The sequence below is a fragment of the Bosea sp. F3-2 genome, from assembly GCF_008253865.1.
Classification (GTDB): Bacteria; Pseudomonadota; Alphaproteobacteria; order Rhizobiales; family Beijerinckiaceae; genus Allobosea.
Window position 1 is genome coordinate 3,623,235 of the sequence record NZ_CP042331.1, and the last position, 15,380, is coordinate 3,638,614.

At 67.2% G+C, this 15,380-nt stretch carries 15 protein-coding genes; 7 read left to right on the forward strand and 8 right to left on the reverse strand.

The window, feature by feature from the left end:
* Window positions 1-49: 49 nt before the first annotated feature.
* Window positions 50-1,015 carry a LysR family transcriptional regulator gene (locus FQV39_RS16705; protein WP_149131309.1) on the forward strand — a complete coding sequence of 322 codons (966 nt, stop codon included), beginning with the start codon at window positions 50-52 and terminating at the stop codon, window positions 1,013-1,015.
* Here the strand turns inward: FQV39_RS16705 and FQV39_RS16710 are convergent.
* Complete coding sequence (locus FQV39_RS16710; protein WP_149131310.1) at window positions 1,007-1,474, reverse strand: MmcB family DNA repair protein; 468 nt, start codon at window positions 1,472-1,474, stop codon at window positions 1,007-1,009. The genes FQV39_RS16705 and FQV39_RS16710 overlap by 9 nt on opposite strands.
* Before the next feature lie 262 nt (window positions 1,475-1,736).
* Window positions 1,737-2,795: a LacI family DNA-binding transcriptional regulator gene (locus FQV39_RS16715; protein ID WP_149131311.1), complete on the reverse strand. Its 1,059-nt coding sequence runs from the start codon at window positions 2,793-2,795 to the stop codon at window positions 1,737-1,739.
* A 119-nt stretch (window positions 2,796-2,914) separates the two neighbouring features.
* On the opposite strand from FQV39_RS16715, the gene FQV39_RS16720 reads away from it, so the two are divergent.
* The 5 genes from FQV39_RS16720 (at window position 2,915) to FQV39_RS16740 (ending at window position 9,139) form a co-directional block, all read left to right on the forward strand.
* Window positions 2,915-3,931 (forward strand): TRAP transporter substrate-binding protein, encoded by a 1,017-nt coding sequence (locus FQV39_RS16720; protein ID WP_149131312.1) that lies wholly within the window; start codon window positions 2,915-2,917, stop codon window positions 3,929-3,931.
* Between the two features lie 92 nt (window positions 3,932-4,023).
* Window positions 4,024-5,871, forward strand: a complete 1,848-nt coding sequence (locus FQV39_RS16725; protein ID WP_248313423.1) for a TRAP transporter large permease — start codon at window positions 4,024-4,026, stop codon at window positions 5,869-5,871.
* 20 nt (window positions 5,872-5,891) lie between these two features.
* Window positions 5,892-6,446, forward strand: coding sequence for a VOC family protein (locus tag FQV39_RS16730; RefSeq protein WP_149131314.1), 555 nt, complete (start codon window positions 5,892-5,894; stop codon window positions 6,444-6,446).
* Between the two features lie 125 nt (window positions 6,447-6,571).
* Window positions 6,572-7,846, forward strand: coding sequence for a ribulose-bisphosphate carboxylase large subunit family protein (locus FQV39_RS16735; RefSeq protein ID WP_149131315.1), 1,275 nt, complete (start codon window positions 6,572-6,574; stop codon window positions 7,844-7,846).
* A gap of 6 nt (window positions 7,847-7,852) precedes the next feature.
* Window positions 7,853-9,139, forward strand: a complete 1,287-nt coding sequence (locus FQV39_RS16740; protein ID WP_149131316.1) for a four-carbon acid sugar kinase family protein — start codon at window positions 7,853-7,855, stop codon at window positions 9,137-9,139.
* Here FQV39_RS16740 and FQV39_RS16745 read toward each other — a convergent pair.
* From FQV39_RS16745 to FQV39_RS16770, 6 genes are all read right to left on the reverse strand, one after another.
* Complete coding sequence (locus FQV39_RS16745; RefSeq protein ID WP_149131317.1) at window positions 9,136-10,080, reverse strand: threonine ammonia-lyase; 945 nt, start codon at window positions 10,078-10,080, stop codon at window positions 9,136-9,138. The two genes, FQV39_RS16740 and FQV39_RS16745, sit on opposite strands and share 4 nt — an antisense overlap.
* Window positions 10,077-11,117, reverse strand: a complete 1,041-nt coding sequence (locus FQV39_RS16750; protein ID WP_149131318.1) for a succinylglutamate desuccinylase/aspartoacylase family protein — start codon at window positions 11,115-11,117, stop codon at window positions 10,077-10,079. The genes FQV39_RS16745 and FQV39_RS16750 overlap by 4 nt, the downstream gene beginning before the upstream one ends.
* A gap of 224 nt (window positions 11,118-11,341) precedes the next feature.
* Window positions 11,342-12,124 (reverse strand): transporter substrate-binding domain-containing protein, encoded by a 783-nt coding sequence (locus FQV39_RS16755; protein ID WP_187639956.1) that lies wholly within the window; start codon window positions 12,122-12,124, stop codon window positions 11,342-11,344.
* 37 nt (window positions 12,125-12,161) lie between these two features.
* The gene (locus FQV39_RS16760; RefSeq protein ID WP_149131320.1) at window positions 12,162-12,893 is read right to left on the reverse strand and encodes an amino acid ABC transporter ATP-binding protein; all 732 of its coding nucleotides are present in this window, start codon (window positions 12,891-12,893) and stop codon (window positions 12,162-12,164) included.
* On the reverse strand, window positions 12,880-13,527 hold the full coding sequence (locus FQV39_RS16765; RefSeq protein ID WP_149133888.1) for an amino acid ABC transporter permease: 648 nt from the start codon (window positions 13,525-13,527) through the stop codon (window positions 12,880-12,882). The genes FQV39_RS16760 and FQV39_RS16765 overlap by 14 nt, the downstream gene beginning before the upstream one ends.
* Complete coding sequence (locus tag FQV39_RS16770) at window positions 13,527-14,189, reverse strand: amino acid ABC transporter permease (RefSeq protein WP_149131321.1); 663 nt, start codon at window positions 14,187-14,189, stop codon at window positions 13,527-13,529. The genes FQV39_RS16765 and FQV39_RS16770 overlap by 1 nt, the downstream gene beginning before the upstream one ends.
* A 141-nt stretch (window positions 14,190-14,330) precedes the next feature.
* Between FQV39_RS16770 and FQV39_RS16775 the strand changes: the two genes are divergently transcribed.
* Entirely contained in the window at window positions 14,331-15,113 is a 783-nt protein-coding gene (locus tag FQV39_RS16775; RefSeq protein WP_187639957.1) for an IclR family transcriptional regulator, read from the forward strand.
* Window positions 15,114-15,380: the final 267 nt, after the last annotated feature.

The window sequence follows — 15,380 nt, forward strand, 5'->3', positions numbered from 1 at the left end:
TTGTGAATTAGACTGCGTGAAAGATCAGCAATTGTGAGTTGAATTCACGATGCCACGCTCCGAGATCAACCGCTCCGGCGAGATGGAGGTCTTCGCCCGCGTCGTCGAGCTCGGCGGCTTCTCGCCAGCGGCGCGTGCGCTCAGGATGACGCCGTCGGCGGTCAGCAAGCTCGTCGCCCGGCTGGAGGCGCGGCTCGGCGTCAGGCTGATCGTGCGTTCGACCCGCAAGTTCATGCTCACGGAGGAAGGCACGACCTTCCACGAGCGGACGCTGCGCGTGCTCGCCGATCTCGACGAGGCGGAACGGGCGGTTGCCGCCTGCCAGATCCCGCGCGGCCGGCTCAGGGTCAACACCAACGTGCCGTTCGGCCGACACTTCCTGCTACCGCTGGTGCCACGCTTCACCGCGCTCCATCCCGGCGTTCAGCTCGACCTCACGCTGAGCGACGCCGTCGTCGATCTGGTCGACGAACGCGCCGATGTCGCGATCCGCGTCGGTCCGCTGCGTTCCTCGCAGCTCGTGGCGCGCAAGCTCGGAGAAAGCCGGATGGCCGTGGTCGCCTCGCCGGCCTATCTCGCCGGGCATCCCGCCCCGCAGCACCCCGACGACCTCGCGCAGCACGACCTCGTCACCTTCAACTTCGCGCGGCACAGCGATTCCTGGCCGTTCCTGATCGGCGGCAAGCGCAGCGAATTCCCGGCGCGTGGACGCAGCACGGTCGGCGATGGCGAGAGCGCGCGCGAACTCGCTCTTGCAGGCCAGGGGCTGACACGGCTTTCCCTGTTCCATATCGCCCACGACATCGCGGCCGGCCGCCTCATCCCGGTCCTCGAAGCGTTCAATCCGGGTGATGTCGAGGAGATCCACGTCGTCTATGTCGGCCATGGCGGCCGGCTACCGGCGCGCGTGCGTGCCTTCATCGATTTTCTGGTCGAAGAGGTCGACCTACGCTCTTTCGCGAAGCCTCTGGCGACCGCAGCGGCCGAACCTGCGCGAGAGGCGGCCTCAGTCTGAGCCGATGGGGTCTTCGATCAAGGCGAGCCGGCTCGATGCCAGTCGCGCCAGTGCGATGGTCAGCATCTTGCGGCGCGCCGGGCTCAAGGGGTGGCGCGGCGGCTCGCGCAACAACGCGCCGCCATAGGCATCGGCGACGATCAGGCCGACATCATCGGGCAGGATCTCGTGCGGGAATTCGGGCGCGACCGCGAAGAGGAAGCCATCGCAATAGTCGCGATAGTCCGGCCATTTGCCGTCGACACGGTAGTCCGCGATGCCGGACTTGACCTCGACGACCCAGAGCTCGCCGGACGGCGACAGCGCGACGATGTCGCCGCGCCGGCCATTGGCGAAGGTCATCTCCTTGACGATGGCATAGCCGCGCTCGCGCAGATGGCGGGCGGCGCCGCGGCAGACCATGCGCGTGATGTCGGGCCGTGCCGGCGGCGGGTTGAGAACGGAATCCGGAAGGGACATGCTTTCATGTTCCCTCTTTGTTTCCGGGATTGCAAGCCCGAGCCGCTCTCGGGGCCGAGCAATCGCTTCCAGTCGACTTGCCGCCGCTGTCATTCCGGGCGGAGCGCAGCGAAGACCCGGAATCCATCATGGAACGCCGAGCTTTACGATGGATTCCGGATCTGCGCCGCGTTGCGGCTCGTCCGGAATGACGTGCGGGGGTGGTTTCGGGTTCGCCAGGAAGCAATGAAGGGATTTGGACTTTCGGCGACTACCTTGGCGATCAAGGCAGGTTCTCGCGCAGGATGATCTCGATACTCGGGGCCGCCGTCCCCTCCAAGGCAGGTCGCCCGGCCCGCAGATTGGCGAAGATCGCGATGCAGCTCATCAGCGCCGCATGAGGATGCTGGGTGATGACCGCGTCCATCGTTCCGTCGAGCAGGAGCGCGCGGGTCTCGGGCGTCAGGCCATGGCCGACGAAGACGACCTCCTGCTGGCGGCCGACCTCCTTGAGTGCACGGGCGATGCCCTCCGGCCCACCGCCGATATTGTAGATGCCGGCAAGATCCGGGTGCTTGCCCAGCAACGCCTTGGCCTGCCGGTAGTTGCGCCCCTCATCGTCAAGCCCTTCGCGCAGCCCGACCACCTCGATCTGGGGGAACATCTCCTCGAAGAGATGCAGGAAGCCCATCTCGCGCTCCTCATGGGCGCGGTAGCTCAGGCTGCCGGCGATCATCGCGACCTTGGCCGGGCGCCTGCCGATGAAGCGGGCGACGAGATAGCCGGCGGTGCGGCCGGTTGAGCGGTTGTCGAGCCCGACATAGGCGGCGCGGCGCGAATTGGCGACGTCGGAGATCAGCGTCACCGTGGGTACGCCACGTTCGGCGAGCGCGTTCACCGCCTCGCGTACGGCCGGGTGCTCCAGCGCCATGAAGGCGATGCCATCAACGTCGCGGCCGACCTGCCGGAGCTGCTGGGCGAGCAGTTCGGGCTTGAAGCTCTCGATGAACTCGACGCGGGCACGCATGTTGAAGGAGGCGAGCTGGTCCTGCGCCGCCGCGATATGACGCCCGAGCATCGCCAGGAAGCGGTTGCTACCCGCCGGCAGCAGGAAGGCGAGCCGCATCGGCGTCAAAGCCTGCGCGGGCAGGCCGGGATCGAGGACATAGCCGAGCTCGCTCGCCGCCTTCAGGACGCGCTGGACCGTCGCTGCGCGGACGCCGGGGCGCTGGTTGAGCACCCGGTCGACAGTTGCGGTCGAGGCGCCGGAGAGCGCCGCCACGTCGGTGATGCGTGCCATCCGGCGGCGTTTCAGCCCGTCTCCTACCTTGGGATCGTTCATTGAACTACATCAAAAACCATCAAGAATTGAGTTTGACGACCATCATTTCCGCTTTCTAGTCTTGAGGCAAGAAGACCTCAATCAAATCAAATCGCATCAGCGATATCGGGAGGAAGATCATGACGAACTTCACGCGCCGCACGGTGCTGCACGCGCTGGCCGCCGCCCCCGCCGCCTCGCTCATCGGCATGCCGCATATCGCGCGCGCCGCCGAGATCGAGCTGAAATACGGCAACAACCTGCCGCTCAGCCATCCGCTCAACATCCGCGCCCAGGAAGCGGCCGAGCGCGTGGCCAAGGAGACGAACGGCCGGGTCGAGATCAAGATCTTCCCGAACAACCAGCTCGGCGGCGACACCGACATGCTGAGCCAGGTGCGCAATGGCGGCATCACCTTCTTCACGCCGTCGGCGCTCGTCATCGCGACGCTGGTGCCGGTCGCGGCGATCAACGCGGTCGGCTTCGCCTTCGCCGATTACGACCAGGTCTGGAAGGCGATGGACGGCAAGCTCGGCGCCCATGTCCGCGAGGCGATCGCGAAGGTGAATCTCCATGCATTCGAGAAGATGTGGGACAACGGCTTTCGCCAGATGACCACCTCGGGCAAGGCGATCGAGACCGCCAAGGAGATGGCCGGCCTCAAGATCCGCGTGCCGGTGAGCCCACTCTCGATCGCGATGTTCAAGGCGCTCGACGCTGCGCCTGCGAGCCTGCAGTTCTCGGAGGTCTATTCGGCGCTGCAGACCAAGGTCGTCGACGCGCAGGAGAACCCGCTGCCGATCATCCAGGTCGCCAAGCTCTACGAGGTGCAGAAGAGCTGCGCCGTCTCCAACCATATCTGGGACGGCTTCTGGTTCATCGCCAACGGGCGCGCCTGGCGCGGGCTGCCCGCCGACATCCAGACCATCGTCGCGAACGCCATCAACGATGCCGGCGTCGCCCAGCGCGGCGACATCAAGAAGCTGAACGAAACCGTGCAGGCGGATCTGCAGTCGAAGGGCCTCGCCTTCAACAGGACCGACCCCGATTCCTTCCGCGCCAAGCTGCGTGAGGCGGGCTTCTACAAGGAGTGGCAGGAGCGCTTCGGGACGGAGGCCTGGAGCCTGCTCGAAGGCGCCGTCGGCAAGCTGGCCTGAGGGGTGCGGGCGGGCCTATAAGGCGCCCAACGCATAAAACAGGAAACGCCCCGATGGATGTTCACAGCGCGACCCTTCCCGCTGCTGCCACCATGCCCAGAACCGGGCTCGGCCGCTTTGCCAATCACCTCGATCGCGCGCTCGGCGGGCTGGTCGAGGCGGTGGCGGCCGTGCTGGTGCTGGTCGAGATCATCATCCTCGGGGCGGGCGTGGCAGCGCGCTACGTTTTCCACGCACCGCTCGTCTGGTCCGACGAACTCGCCTCGATCCTGTTCCTCTGGCTGTCGATGCTCGGCGCCGTGGTGGCACTGCGCCGCGGCGAGCATATGCGCATGACCGGCCTCGTCTCTCGCGTCTCGCCGCAGACGCGGGCATTGCTGGAGGCGGTCGCGATCACCGCCTCGATCGCCTTCCTGCTGCTGATCATCCCGCATGCGATCGAATACGCCGAGGAAGAGAGCTTCATCGTCACCCCGGCGCTGGAGATCACCAATGCCTGGCGCGCCGCGGCGATTCCGGTCGGCGTCGGGCTGATGCTGATCGCGGCGGGCTGCCGCCTGCTGCGCTTCGGCTCGCTGAGGCCGGTGCTGCTCGCGATCGGGCTGACCGCCCTGCTCGTGCTGCTGTTCTGGCTCGCGGGCCCGGCGCTGAAGCCGCTCGGCAAGCTCAATCTGATCGTCTTCTTCGTCGGCGTCGTCGCGCTCAACGTCTTCTCCGGCGTGCCGATCGCGTTTTCCTTCGCGCTTGCCACCTTCGGCTACCTCGCCTGCACCACCTCGACGCCGATGCTCGTCATGGTCGGCCGGCTCGACGAAGGCATGAGCCATCTCATCCTGCTCGCCGTGCCGCTTTTCATCTTCCTCGGCGCGCTGATCGAAATGACCGGCATGGCCCGCGCCATGATCCAGTTCCTGGCGAGCCTGCTCGGCCATGTCCGCGGCGGGCTGTCCTATGTGCTGGTCGGCGCGATGTATCTGGTCTCGGGCATCTCCGGCTCGAAGATCGCCGATATGGCCGCGATCGCGCCGGTTCTCTTCCCCGAGATGAAGCAGCGCGGCGCCAAGCCCGGCGACCTTGTCGCCCTGCTCTCCGCCACCGGCGCGCAGACCGAGACGATCCCGCCCTCGATCGTGCTGATCACCATCGGCTCGGTGACCGGCGTCTCGATCGCGGCGCTCTTCACCGGCGGCATGCTGCCGGCCGTGGTGCTGGGTGCCGCGCTCTGCTTCGTCGTCTGGTGGCGCTGCCGCGGCGAGGATCTGAGCAACGTCAAGCGCTATCCCAAGCGCGAGATCGCCAAGCTCGCGCTGGTCGCGGCGCCGGCGATCGCGCTGCCCTTCGTCATCCGCGCGGCGGTGGTCGAAGGCGTGGCGACCGCAACGGAGGTCTCGACCATCGGCATCGCCTATGCGGTGCTGGCCGGCATCCTGCTCTATCGCCAGTTCGACTGGCGTCGTCTGCCCAGGATGCTGGTCGAGACGGCCTCGCTCACCGGCGCGATCATCTTCATCATCGGCTGCGCCACTGCCATGGCCTGGGGGCTGACGCAGTCCGGCTTCTCGCGCGATCTGGCGCAGATCATGGCAGCGGTGCCGGGTGGAAGCTGGGGCTTCCTCGCCATCTCGATCGTCGCCTTCACCATCCTCGGCAGCGTGCTGGAAGGCATCCCGGCGATCGTGCTGTTCGGGCCGCTGGTGTTCCCGATCGCCAAGCAGGCCGGCGTGCACGAGGTGCATTATTCGATGGTCGTGATCTTCGCGATGGGCATCGGGCTCTTCGCCCCGCCCTTCGGCGTCGGCTATTACGGCGCCTGCGCGATCAGCAAGATCAATCCCGACGAAGGCCTGAAATACATCTGGGGCTACATCCTTGCCCTGTTCGTCGGCCTCATCGTCGTCGCCGCCGTGCCGTGGATCTCCATCGGCTTCCTCAGATCCTGATTTCATAGAGAGCAACGCCCATGAGCCGCTTCTTTGGCCAGATCCGTCAGGCCGGCTATGTCGTCCCGGACATCGAGGCGGCGATGGACTACTGGAGCCGCGTGCTGGGCGTCGGGCCGTTCTTCTACAACCCGAAGGTCCCGATCAAAAACTACCGCTACAAGGGCGCGTCGTACGAGCCGCACAACTCGGTGGCGCTGGCCAATTCCGGCCCGCTCCAGATCGAGCTGATCCAGTGCCGCAACGACGTGCCGTCAATGTACAAGGACTTCACCGATGCCGGGCTGACCGGCCTGCAGCATGTCGCCTACTGGACTTCGGACTATGACGCCGACATGGAGCGCCTCCTCGCCGAGGGCTTCAAGCCGGTGATGAGCGGCGAGGTCGGCGAGCGCGGCCGCTTCGTCTATTTCGACACGCATTACCATCCGGGCACGGTGATCGAACTGTCGGAGGTCGCCGGCCCCAAGGGCGAGATGTTCCGCCTGATCCGCGAGGCATCGGAAACCTGGGACGGCAAGGACTCGGTTCGGCCCTTCCCGGATCTGAGCAAACTCGCCGCCGCGGCGGCCTGAGTCCGCAAATGCATCACGTCATGGTCGGGCTTGACCCGACCATCTCGGCAACCAGTGTCTTCTGGTCATGAGATTCTCGGGTCGAGCCCGAGAATGACGCCCTATGAATGGCCAGGATGCGTCCGATGACCGATAACCGCTTCGAAGCCAGCTATCTGATCGAAACCCCACTCGACCCGGCCAAGGTCGCCGAGGTGATGGCGGGCGAGCAGTCCTGCGGCACCTTCACCCGTGTCGCCGGCGAGACCGATGAATTGCGCGAGCGGGCCCGCGCCGTCGTCACGCGGATCGAGGAGCTGGAACCAGCCGCACAGCCCAGCCTGCCGAACGCCTGGCTCTCCCGGAAGACCATAGGCGGCCCCTGGCTTCGGGCGCGCGTCACCATCTCCTTCCCGGTCGACAATGTCGGCGCCAATCTGGCGACGCTGGCCGCGGTCGTCGCCGGCAATCTCTATGATCTCGGCGAGGTCACCGGCTTGAGGCTGGAGAGCATCGCCCTGCCCTGGTCCTATCGCCAGCGCTTCCCGCTGCCGGCGCAAGGCATCGCCGGCACGCGCCGGTTGACCGGAGCGGCGAAGAGCCCGCTCGTCGGCTCGATCATCAAGCCCAATGTGGGTCTCAGCGCTTCACAAACCGCCGAGCTCGTCGCCAGCCTGTGCGAGGCCGGGCTCGATTTCATCAAGGACGACGAGATCTCGGCCGATCCCGTGCACGCGCCGCTGGCCGAGCGCATCCCGGCCGTGATGGCGGCGGTGCGCCGGCACCAGGACCGGACCGGCAAGCATGTCATGGTTGCCTTCAACATCACCGACGAGACCGACGCCATGCGCCGCCATGCCGATCTCGTCACGCGCGAGGGCGGCTCCTGCGTGATGGCTAGCCTGAACTGGTGCGGCTTCTCAGGCGTCGAGAGCCTGCGCCGCTCGACCGATCTCGCTTTGCACGGCCATCGCAACGGCTATGGCGCCTTCTCGCGCCATCCGCTGCTCGGCATCGGCTTCCAGGCCTATCAGACGCTGTGGCGGCTGGCCGGCGTCGACCACATGCATGTCCATGGCCTGCAGGGGAAATTCGCGCAGGAGGACGAGGAAGTCATCACCTCGGCCAGGGATTGCGTCACGCCGCTGACCGATGGAGCCGACGACCGCGTGATGCCGGCCTTCTCCTCCGGGCAATGGGCCGGGACGGCGCAGCCGACCTGGGACGCGATCGGGCATGACGACCTGCTGTTCATGGCGGGCGGCGGCATCCTTGCCCATCCCGGCGGGCCGAAGGCCGGCGTCGCCAGCATCCGGCAGGCCTGGGCGGCGGTCGCCGACGGCACCCCACTCGCCGAGACAGCCCGCGCGCATCCCGAACTGCAGCAGGCGCTCGACACCTTCGGCAGCAAGGCAGGCTAGAGCGCCGTGGTTGCGAAGCAGACGCCCCTCTATGGCTGGTATGGCGACGATTTCACCGGCTCGACCGACACGCTGGCGACACTGGCCGAGCGCGGCTTCCGCGCGCTGCTCTTCCTGCGCCAGCCCAGCGAAGCGCAGCTTGCAGCCGCCGGACCGCTCGACGCGATCGGCATCGCCGGGGCGAGCCGCACCATGGCGCCGGAAGCGATCGTGGCGGAACTCGCGGAGATCGGACGTTTCTTCGCCGGGCTCGGCGTCGGGCTGATGCACTACAAATGCTGCTCGACCTTCGACAGCGCGCCGCATGTCGGCAGTATCGGTGCGGCGGTCGCGGCGCTGAAACCGCATTTCCCGAACCCGCTGGTGCCGATCCTCGGTGGCCAGCCCAATCTCGGTCGCTATTGCCTGTTCGGACATCTGTTCGCGGCGGGTGGCGACGGCACGATCCACCGTATCGACCGGCACCCGACGATGAGCCGACATCCGGTGACGCCGATGGCCGAGGCCGATCTGCGCCGACACCTCGCCGCGCAGGGGCTCGCGGATGTGGAGCTCGTCGACTACCGCGCCTATGCCGGAGGGGGTGCAGCTACAGCGCTGGCCCCTGTCCGCACTGGCGCCACGCAAGCCATCTTGTTCGATGTCGCGGAGGAGGCCGACCTCAAGGCAATCGGCGGACTGCTGGCCGCTGCGCTGACGGATGGGCCGATGCTGGCCGTGGGCGCCAGCTCGGTCGCACGCGCCTTCGCCGCCGGACATCCCAAGGAGATCGCCGCCACGACGGCCGCCGAAGCGCGCCAGCGCGGTGGCGGGCCCTTGCTTGCGCTCGTCGGCAGCCTGTCGCCGGTCACGCGCGCGCAGGTCGAAGCAGCAAGAGGCTATGCGATGCTCCCCATTGAGCCGGGACGACTGCTTTCGGACGAAGACTATGCCGCCCAATTGCAGGCAGCGACCCTTTCCAAGCTCGGACAAGGCGACGTGATGCTGGTGACGGAGCAGCCGGAAGGAGCGCCAGCCGCAGCCGGCGAGGTGGCGAGCGCGACCGGCCGCCTGCTCACCGCGATCGTCGCCGAGGCGCATCTTAGCCGGCTCGTCATCGCGGGTGGCGACACCTCGACCATGGCGATCCGCGCGCTGGCGCTCTGGGGCCTGTCCTATCGCGGCCCTTGCGTGCCCGGCGCCCCGCTCTGCCGCGCCCATTCCGACGATCCGCAGCTCGATGGGCTCGATATCGTACTGAAGGGCGGGCAGATGGGTCCGCCGGGCTTCTTCAACGACGAGGCCCGCGCCTAACCCGGCAGGCAGCCATCAGTGCCGGCGCCGCAGACCAGGGCGCAGACCTTCTCGCCGCCGTTGAGCGCGACCCGGCCGGACTGGAGCGCCGCCAGCGCCGCCGCGCCCGAGAGGTCGGCGGCGATGCCGAATTCGAACCAGAGCGACTTGGCCGCCTGCTCCATCTCGGCATCGGTGATCAGCACGATCTCGTCGACATTGCGCGCGACCGCCTCATAGATCGCGTGGTCGGTCTGACGGCAGGACATGGTGGCGACGCGGGTCTCCAGCCGGTCGAGCGCGACGAGACGGCCGGCGGCGAGGCAGGCATGCAGCGTCGGCGAGCCGACCGGCTCGATGCCGATGATCCGCGTTTGCGGCCGCAAGGCCTTCACCGCTGTCGAGAGGCCGGTGATCAGCCCGCCGCCGCCGATCGCGACGAGGATGACGTCGACATCCGGCATGTCGTCGAGAATATCGAGGCCGAGCGTGCCCTGCCCGGCCACCACGACCGGATCGCTGAAGGGATGGGCGTAGGTCGCACCGGTCTCGCGCGCATGGGCCAGTGCCGCCGCATTGGCATCGTCCCAGATCGCGCCGACGATGTGGACGTCCGCGCCCCAGTCGCGCAGCTTGGCGATCTTGTCGGGCGCGGCGTTGGACGGCAGGAAGATCGTGGCGGGCACGCCGAGCACATGGGCCGAGCGGGCGATGGCGAGGCCGTGATTGCCGCCGGACGCAGTGACGACGCCGCGCGCCAATTCGTCCTTCGACAGGGTCAACAGCCGGTTCATCGCACCGCGCGCCTTGAAGGAGCCGGCCGCCTGCAGCAATTCGAGCTTCAGCGTGACATCGCCGCCGAAATCCGTGCCGCGCGTCTTGGCATAAGGCAGCGTCGGGGTTTGCCGGATATACGGCGCGATCCGCTGGCGGGCGGCGCGGATGTCGTCGAGCGCGATCATGACAGGGTTCCGCGATAGGGCGCCGCGACGATGAGGCAGCAATTGCCCGGCTTCACCCGCCCCGGCTGGCGTCGGCCGTAGAGGATGCCGTCGGCGGCGTAGTGCAGCGTCTCGGGCGGGCGTGCCGGGTCCCAGGTGCAGTGGATGCGGCCGGCGGGCTCGCCGGCGCTCACCTTGGCGCCGTTGGCGTGGAAGGGCTCGAAGATGCCGTCGGCCGTCGCATAGACGTAAGCCGCGGTGCCGGGCAATTCGAGGATCTGGCCGTCGCCGCGCTTCGGCTCAGGCTTCTCCCGGACGACGACGCCGAGATGGTCGAGCACATTGGCGACGCCGCGCCGGCAGACCGCAAGCGCCTCCAGCGAGACGGTACCGCCACCCGCCATCTCGGTACCGACCGTGACGAGCCCGGCCCGGCAGGCGGCGGCGGTTGCGGTGCGCGGCTCGCCGAGATTGCTGATGACGACCGTCATCGGCGCGTCGAAGGCCTGCACGGCGGCGACGTTGCGCTTGTGCAGCGCCGGATCATCGGTCGGCTCGACGATGGCGCTGGGGATGATGTCGAGCGAGGAGCCGCCCGAGTGCAGGTCGAGGAAGGCGTCGCCGGTCGGCAGGATATGATCGCTGACGAAGGCGGAAATCTGCTGCGTGATGGTGCCGCGCGGATCGCCGGGGAAGGTGCGATTGAAGTTCAGCCCGTCGACCGGGGAGGTGCGCTGGCCGGCGATGACGGCATGGACGTTGTTCGCCGGCATCAGGATCAGCCGGCCCTGGACGCGGCCGGGATCGAGATCGCGGATCAGGTCGCAAATCGTGATCGGCCCCTCATATTCGTCGCCATGGTTGCCGCCTTCCATGATCACGGTCGGGCCGGTGCCGTTCTTGATCACGGCGATCGGCACGCGTGTCGCGCCCCAGGCGTCGTCATGCGGCGAATGCGGGATCATGAGGAAGCCGGCCTGCTTACCCTCCCGGTCGAGATCGACGGTGAGGAAGGCGCTGGAGGGGCGCGGTGTCGGCTTGGGCCGGAAGCTGGTCATGGCGGGCTCGGGAAGAAACTGGGCTCGGGATTTCAGGCACGAGCGCGGGGAACCCTCTCCCGAAGGGAGAGGGCAGGGTGAGGGGTAGGCGGCCGAACCAGTGAAGCGTCGCGCTCACCGCGCGGTTGGGTTCGGGCCAACGTTTCCAGTCCGAACACCTCACCCCTGCCCCTCTCCTTCCAGGAGAGGGGTTCCCCGCGCCAGATTCGGTTACCGATTGCCCGTCACAGCGGCGGCAGCGGGTCCATCGGCATGTCGAGATACTTCCGATGCAGCCGGTCGAGCTCGCCGTTCATCGCGTTGAAGAAGATGAAGCCGTCGAGCCAGCGCACGAGATTATGCTGGTCCATCTGGACGCCCATATGCGCCGGGCTGCGGCGGATGACGAATTTGCGCTCGAACTCCTTGTTCGGGTTCTGCTTGGCGAGCGCCTGCGCCACGATCGAATTGGTGGCGAGCAGATCGGCCTGGCCGGTGATGTAGGCGGCGGCAGCCGTCGCGTCGTCCTCGGTACGCATCAGGCTGGCCTTCGGCGCCGAAGCCGAGATGGCGAGCTCCTGCGTCGTGCCCTTGGCAGCGGCGACGCGCGCCGAGCCGATCGTCTCCGGGCTCGTCACCGGCGAGCTCTTGGCGCCGTAGACCGCCAGGAAGGTGTTGGCGTAGGGCGCGGTGAACTGGATCTGCCGGGCGCGCTCGGGGGTGAGGCCCATCACCGAGATGACGATGTCGACCTTGTCGGTGAGCAGGAAGGGGATGCGGTTGGCGCCGGTGATCTGCTGCATCTCCAACTTCACGCCCAGCCCCTTGGCAACCATCTCCGCCATCTCGATGTCGAAGCCGATCGGCTTGCGGTCCTGATCCTGGGCGCCGAAGGGCGGCGCGTCGAGCGGCACGCCGATGCGGACCACGCCCTTGGACAGGATGTCCTGAAGCTTGTCGGCCCTGGCTTCGGCTGCACCGAAAGCCGCAACCGCCAGGGCGGCTAAACCTGCGAACAGTGAACGCATCGTCTTTTCTCCCCTCGTTGATGTTGGTTCTTCCGCCTCAGTGCAGCACCGCGCTGAGGAAGGTCTGGAGTTCCGGCGTCTTCGGCTCGGCCAGCACGGCGGCCGCCGGCCCCTGCTCATGGACGCGCCCCTCATGCATGAAGACGACGCGCGAGCCGAAACGGCGGGCGAAGCCCATCTCATGTGTCACCAGGATCATGGTCATGCCTTCCTGCGCGACGGATTCGAGGACCTTGAGGACCTCGCCGGTCAGCTCGGGATCGAGCGCGGAGGTGACCTCGTCGAACAGCATCAGCTTCGGCCGCATGGCGAGCGAACGGGCGATGGCGACGCGCTGCTGCTGGCCGCCGGAGAGCTGCGAGGGATAGGCGTCGAGCTTGTCTTCCAGCCCGACGCGGGCGAGCACCTCGCGGGCCACCTCGCGGGCGGCCTCCGGGGCCTGCTTCTTCACGACGCGCGGCGCGAGCGTGATGTTGTCGCAGACCGAGAGATGCGGAAACAGGTTGAAGCTCTGGAAGACGATCCCGACCTCCTGGCGCAATTTGCGCAGGTCGGTCTTGGGATCGTTGACCTGCGTGCCGTCGACGCGGATCACGCCGGCCTGCACCGGTTCCAGCCCGTTGATGCAGCGGAGCATCGTGCTCTTGCCGGAGCCGGAGCGGCCGATCACCGCAATGATCTCGCCCTTGGCGACGTCGAGCGTCACATCCTTCAGCACCTGGACAGTGCCGTAGCTCTTGCTGATCCCATGGATTTCAACGAGCGACATCGAGCCTCCGCTCGATCGAGCGGCTCCATTGCGTGAGGGGGAAGCACATCGCGAAATAGATCGCGGCGACGGTGATGTAGACGGCAAAGGGCTTGTAGGTGCCGGCAGCGGTGAGCTGGCCTTCGCGGGTGAGTTCGACGAAGCCGATCACCGCGGCGAGCGATGTGTTCTTGATCAGCTGCACGAGGAAGCCGACCGTCGGCGGGATCGCGACCCGGATCGATTGCGGCACGATGATGTGGCGCAGCTGCTCCCAGAGCGAGAGCCCGAGCGAGGCGCCGGCCTCCCACTGCGTCTTCGCGATCGAGACCAGCGCGCCGCGCCAGATCTCGCCGAGGAAGGCGCTGCCATAGACCGAGAAGGCCGTCGCCGCGGCGATCCAGGGATTGACCGAGATGCCGACGAGCGGCAGGCCGAAGAAGATCACGAACAGCCAGACCAGCAGCGGCGTGCCCTGGACGATGTGGATATAGGCCGCGGAAACCCAGCGCAGCGGCGCGATGGGCAGGATGCGGGCGATGGCGATGACGATGCCGATCAGCGAGGCGCCGATGAAGGCGGTGACGGTGAGCGCCAGCGTCCAGCGCGCCGCCGCGATCAGGTACATCACATCGATGAGGCCGAATTCGCGGATCATCGCCTGACGAACGCCCAGTAATAGATGCCCGCGAACAGGCCGCGGAAGGCGAAGGCGAGCCCGAGATAGAGCACGCCGATGATGGTGTAGACCTCGAAATCGCGGAAGGTGCGCGACTGCACGATCGAGGCCGCGTGGAACAGGTCCTCGACCGAGATCTGCGAGACGACGCTGGTCGCCAGCATCAGCAGCACGAACTGGCTGGCGAGCGCCGGGAACATCGCCTTCAGCGCCGGGAACATCACGACATAGCGGAAGACCTGCAGGCCCGAGAGACCGAGCGAATGACCGGCCTCGACCTGCGCCTTCGGCACGGCCTCGAGCCCGGCGCGGACGATCTCGGTGGTGTAGGCACCGAGATTGACGACGAGCGCGATGATCGCGGCGGTGAAACCGTCGAGCCGCAGGCCGAGGCTCGGCAGACCGAAGAAGATCAGGAAGAGCTGGACCAGAAGCGGCGTGTTGCGGATGATTTCGACATAGGTGCCGACGATCCGACGCAGCCAGGCCGGGCCGTAGACGCGGGCCGCCGCGCAGGCGATGCCGATGACGAGGCCGCCGACCATGGCCGCCGCCGACAGCACCAGCGTGACCCAGACGCCGTCGAGGATCGACTCCCAGGCCGCGAAGACGTCGCGGAACTGCAGGCCGTATTTCATGCCCGGCCGCCCTGCGGCCGTCGCGCGCACCCCCAAGAACCCGCGATATGATCCGACGATCGCACCATCCGCCTCCCCTTTACGAGGAGGCTAGGTTCGTTTCTTATTTGATGTCAAGCTTCATATATGAAACAGGAAAGCATGAGCGACCTGCCCGACTCCGAGAACGGAGACAAAAGCACCTATGCGGCGCCCGCGCTGGAGAAGGGGCTCGACATCCTCGAGCTCTTGGCCGAGGTGGGCGAGCCGCTCTCGACGCGCGAGATCGCCGAGCGCCTCGCCCGCTCCAAGAGCGAGATCTTCCGCATGGTCTTCGTGCTGCAGCAGCGCGGCTATCTCGCGCGCGAGGCCGGCACCGACCGCCTCGCCCTGTCGCGCCGGCTGTTCGACCTGGGCATCCGCACGCCGGGCGGGCGCCAGCTCACCTCGATCGTGCTGCCGCTGATGGAGCGCTTCAGCGAGGACAGCGGCATGGTCGCCCACCTCGTCGTGCTGAGCCGAGCGCAGACCGTGGTGCTCGCGACCACATCCGGCCATCTCGACGCCAGCGTCATCGTGCGCCCCGGCTATGGCCGGCCGGCGCTTGACGCCAATTCTGGCCTGCTCATCCTCGCCTTCCAGAGCGAGGCGCGCCGCCGGCAATTGATGAAGGAGGCCTCCGAGGCCGACCGCGACAAGCTGGAGAGCGACGAGACACGCCGCCTCCTCGCGGACATCCGCGCCACCGGGTATCGCGTCGCGCCGAGCCGCGACATCATGGCCGTGACCGACATCGCCTGCCCGGTGATCGGCCCGGGCGGCCATGCGGAGGCCGCGATCCTCGTGCCCTGCCTGCAGCGCCACGGCGTCGCGACCGACGAGGAGGCGATCCTGCTCGCGCTCAAGGCCTCCTGCCGGGAGGCGGGTTCGCAGCTCTCGCTCTGAGGAAGAATCCGGACTGTGCAGATTTTAGACCGAACCACACGGTCATCCCGGGCTTGACGCGGGGTCCATGCCAGAGCGCTTCCGTTCGAGGCTCAGGCATGGATCCCGGATCTCCGCGGAGTTTATCCTTGGGCCGATCGAAGATCGGACCCGAGGGCTCCGTCCCGGATGACTCATGCTTCAATGACAGACGCAGCGTGACTTAGAGCGTTTTCCGATCAGGTTGGGTCGCAGAAGCCGTCATTGCGAGGAGCAAAGCGACGAAGC

What these genes read in the sequence shown, in the direction of transcription:
- FQV39_RS16705 (WP_149131309.1), top strand. Translation starts at nt 50, where the DNA reads ATGCCACGCTCCGAGATCAACCGCTCCGGCGAGATGGAGGTCTTCGCC.
- FQV39_RS16710 (WP_149131310.1), bottom strand. Translation starts at nt 1,474, where the DNA reads ATGTCCCTTCCGGATTCCGTTCTCAACCCGCCGCCGGCACGGCCCGAC.
- FQV39_RS16715 (WP_149131311.1), bottom strand. Translation starts at nt 2,795, where the DNA reads ATGAACGATCCCAAGGTAGGAGACGGGCTGAAACGCCGCCGGATGGCA.
- FQV39_RS16720 (WP_149131312.1), top strand. Translation starts at nt 2,915, where the DNA reads ATGACGAACTTCACGCGCCGCACGGTGCTGCACGCGCTGGCCGCCGCC.
- FQV39_RS16725 (WP_248313423.1), top strand. Translation starts at nt 4,024, where the DNA reads ATGCCCAGAACCGGGCTCGGCCGCTTTGCCAATCACCTCGATCGCGCG.
- FQV39_RS16730 (WP_149131314.1), top strand. Translation starts at nt 5,892, where the DNA reads ATGAGCCGCTTCTTTGGCCAGATCCGTCAGGCCGGCTATGTCGTCCCG.
- FQV39_RS16735 (WP_149131315.1), top strand. Translation starts at nt 6,572, where the DNA reads ATGACCGATAACCGCTTCGAAGCCAGCTATCTGATCGAAACCCCACTC.
- FQV39_RS16745 (WP_149131317.1), bottom strand. Translation starts at nt 10,080, where the DNA reads ATGATCGCGCTCGACGACATCCGCGCCGCCCGCCAGCGGATCGCGCCG.
- FQV39_RS16750 (WP_149131318.1), bottom strand. Translation starts at nt 11,117, where the DNA reads ATGACCAGCTTCCGGCCCAAGCCGACACCGCGCCCCTCCAGCGCCTTC.
- FQV39_RS16755 (WP_187639956.1), bottom strand. Translation starts at nt 12,124, where the DNA reads ATGCGTTCACTGTTCGCAGGTTTAGCCGCCCTGGCGGTTGCGGCTTTC.
- FQV39_RS16760 (WP_149131320.1), bottom strand. Translation starts at nt 12,893, where the DNA reads ATGTCGCTCGTTGAAATCCATGGGATCAGCAAGAGCTACGGCACTGTC.
- FQV39_RS16770 (WP_149131321.1), bottom strand. Translation starts at nt 14,189, where the DNA reads ATGAAATACGGCCTGCAGTTCCGCGACGTCTTCGCGGCCTGGGAGTCG.
- FQV39_RS16775 (WP_187639957.1), top strand. Translation starts at nt 14,331, where the DNA reads ATGAGCGACCTGCCCGACTCCGAGAACGGAGACAAAAGCACCTATGCG.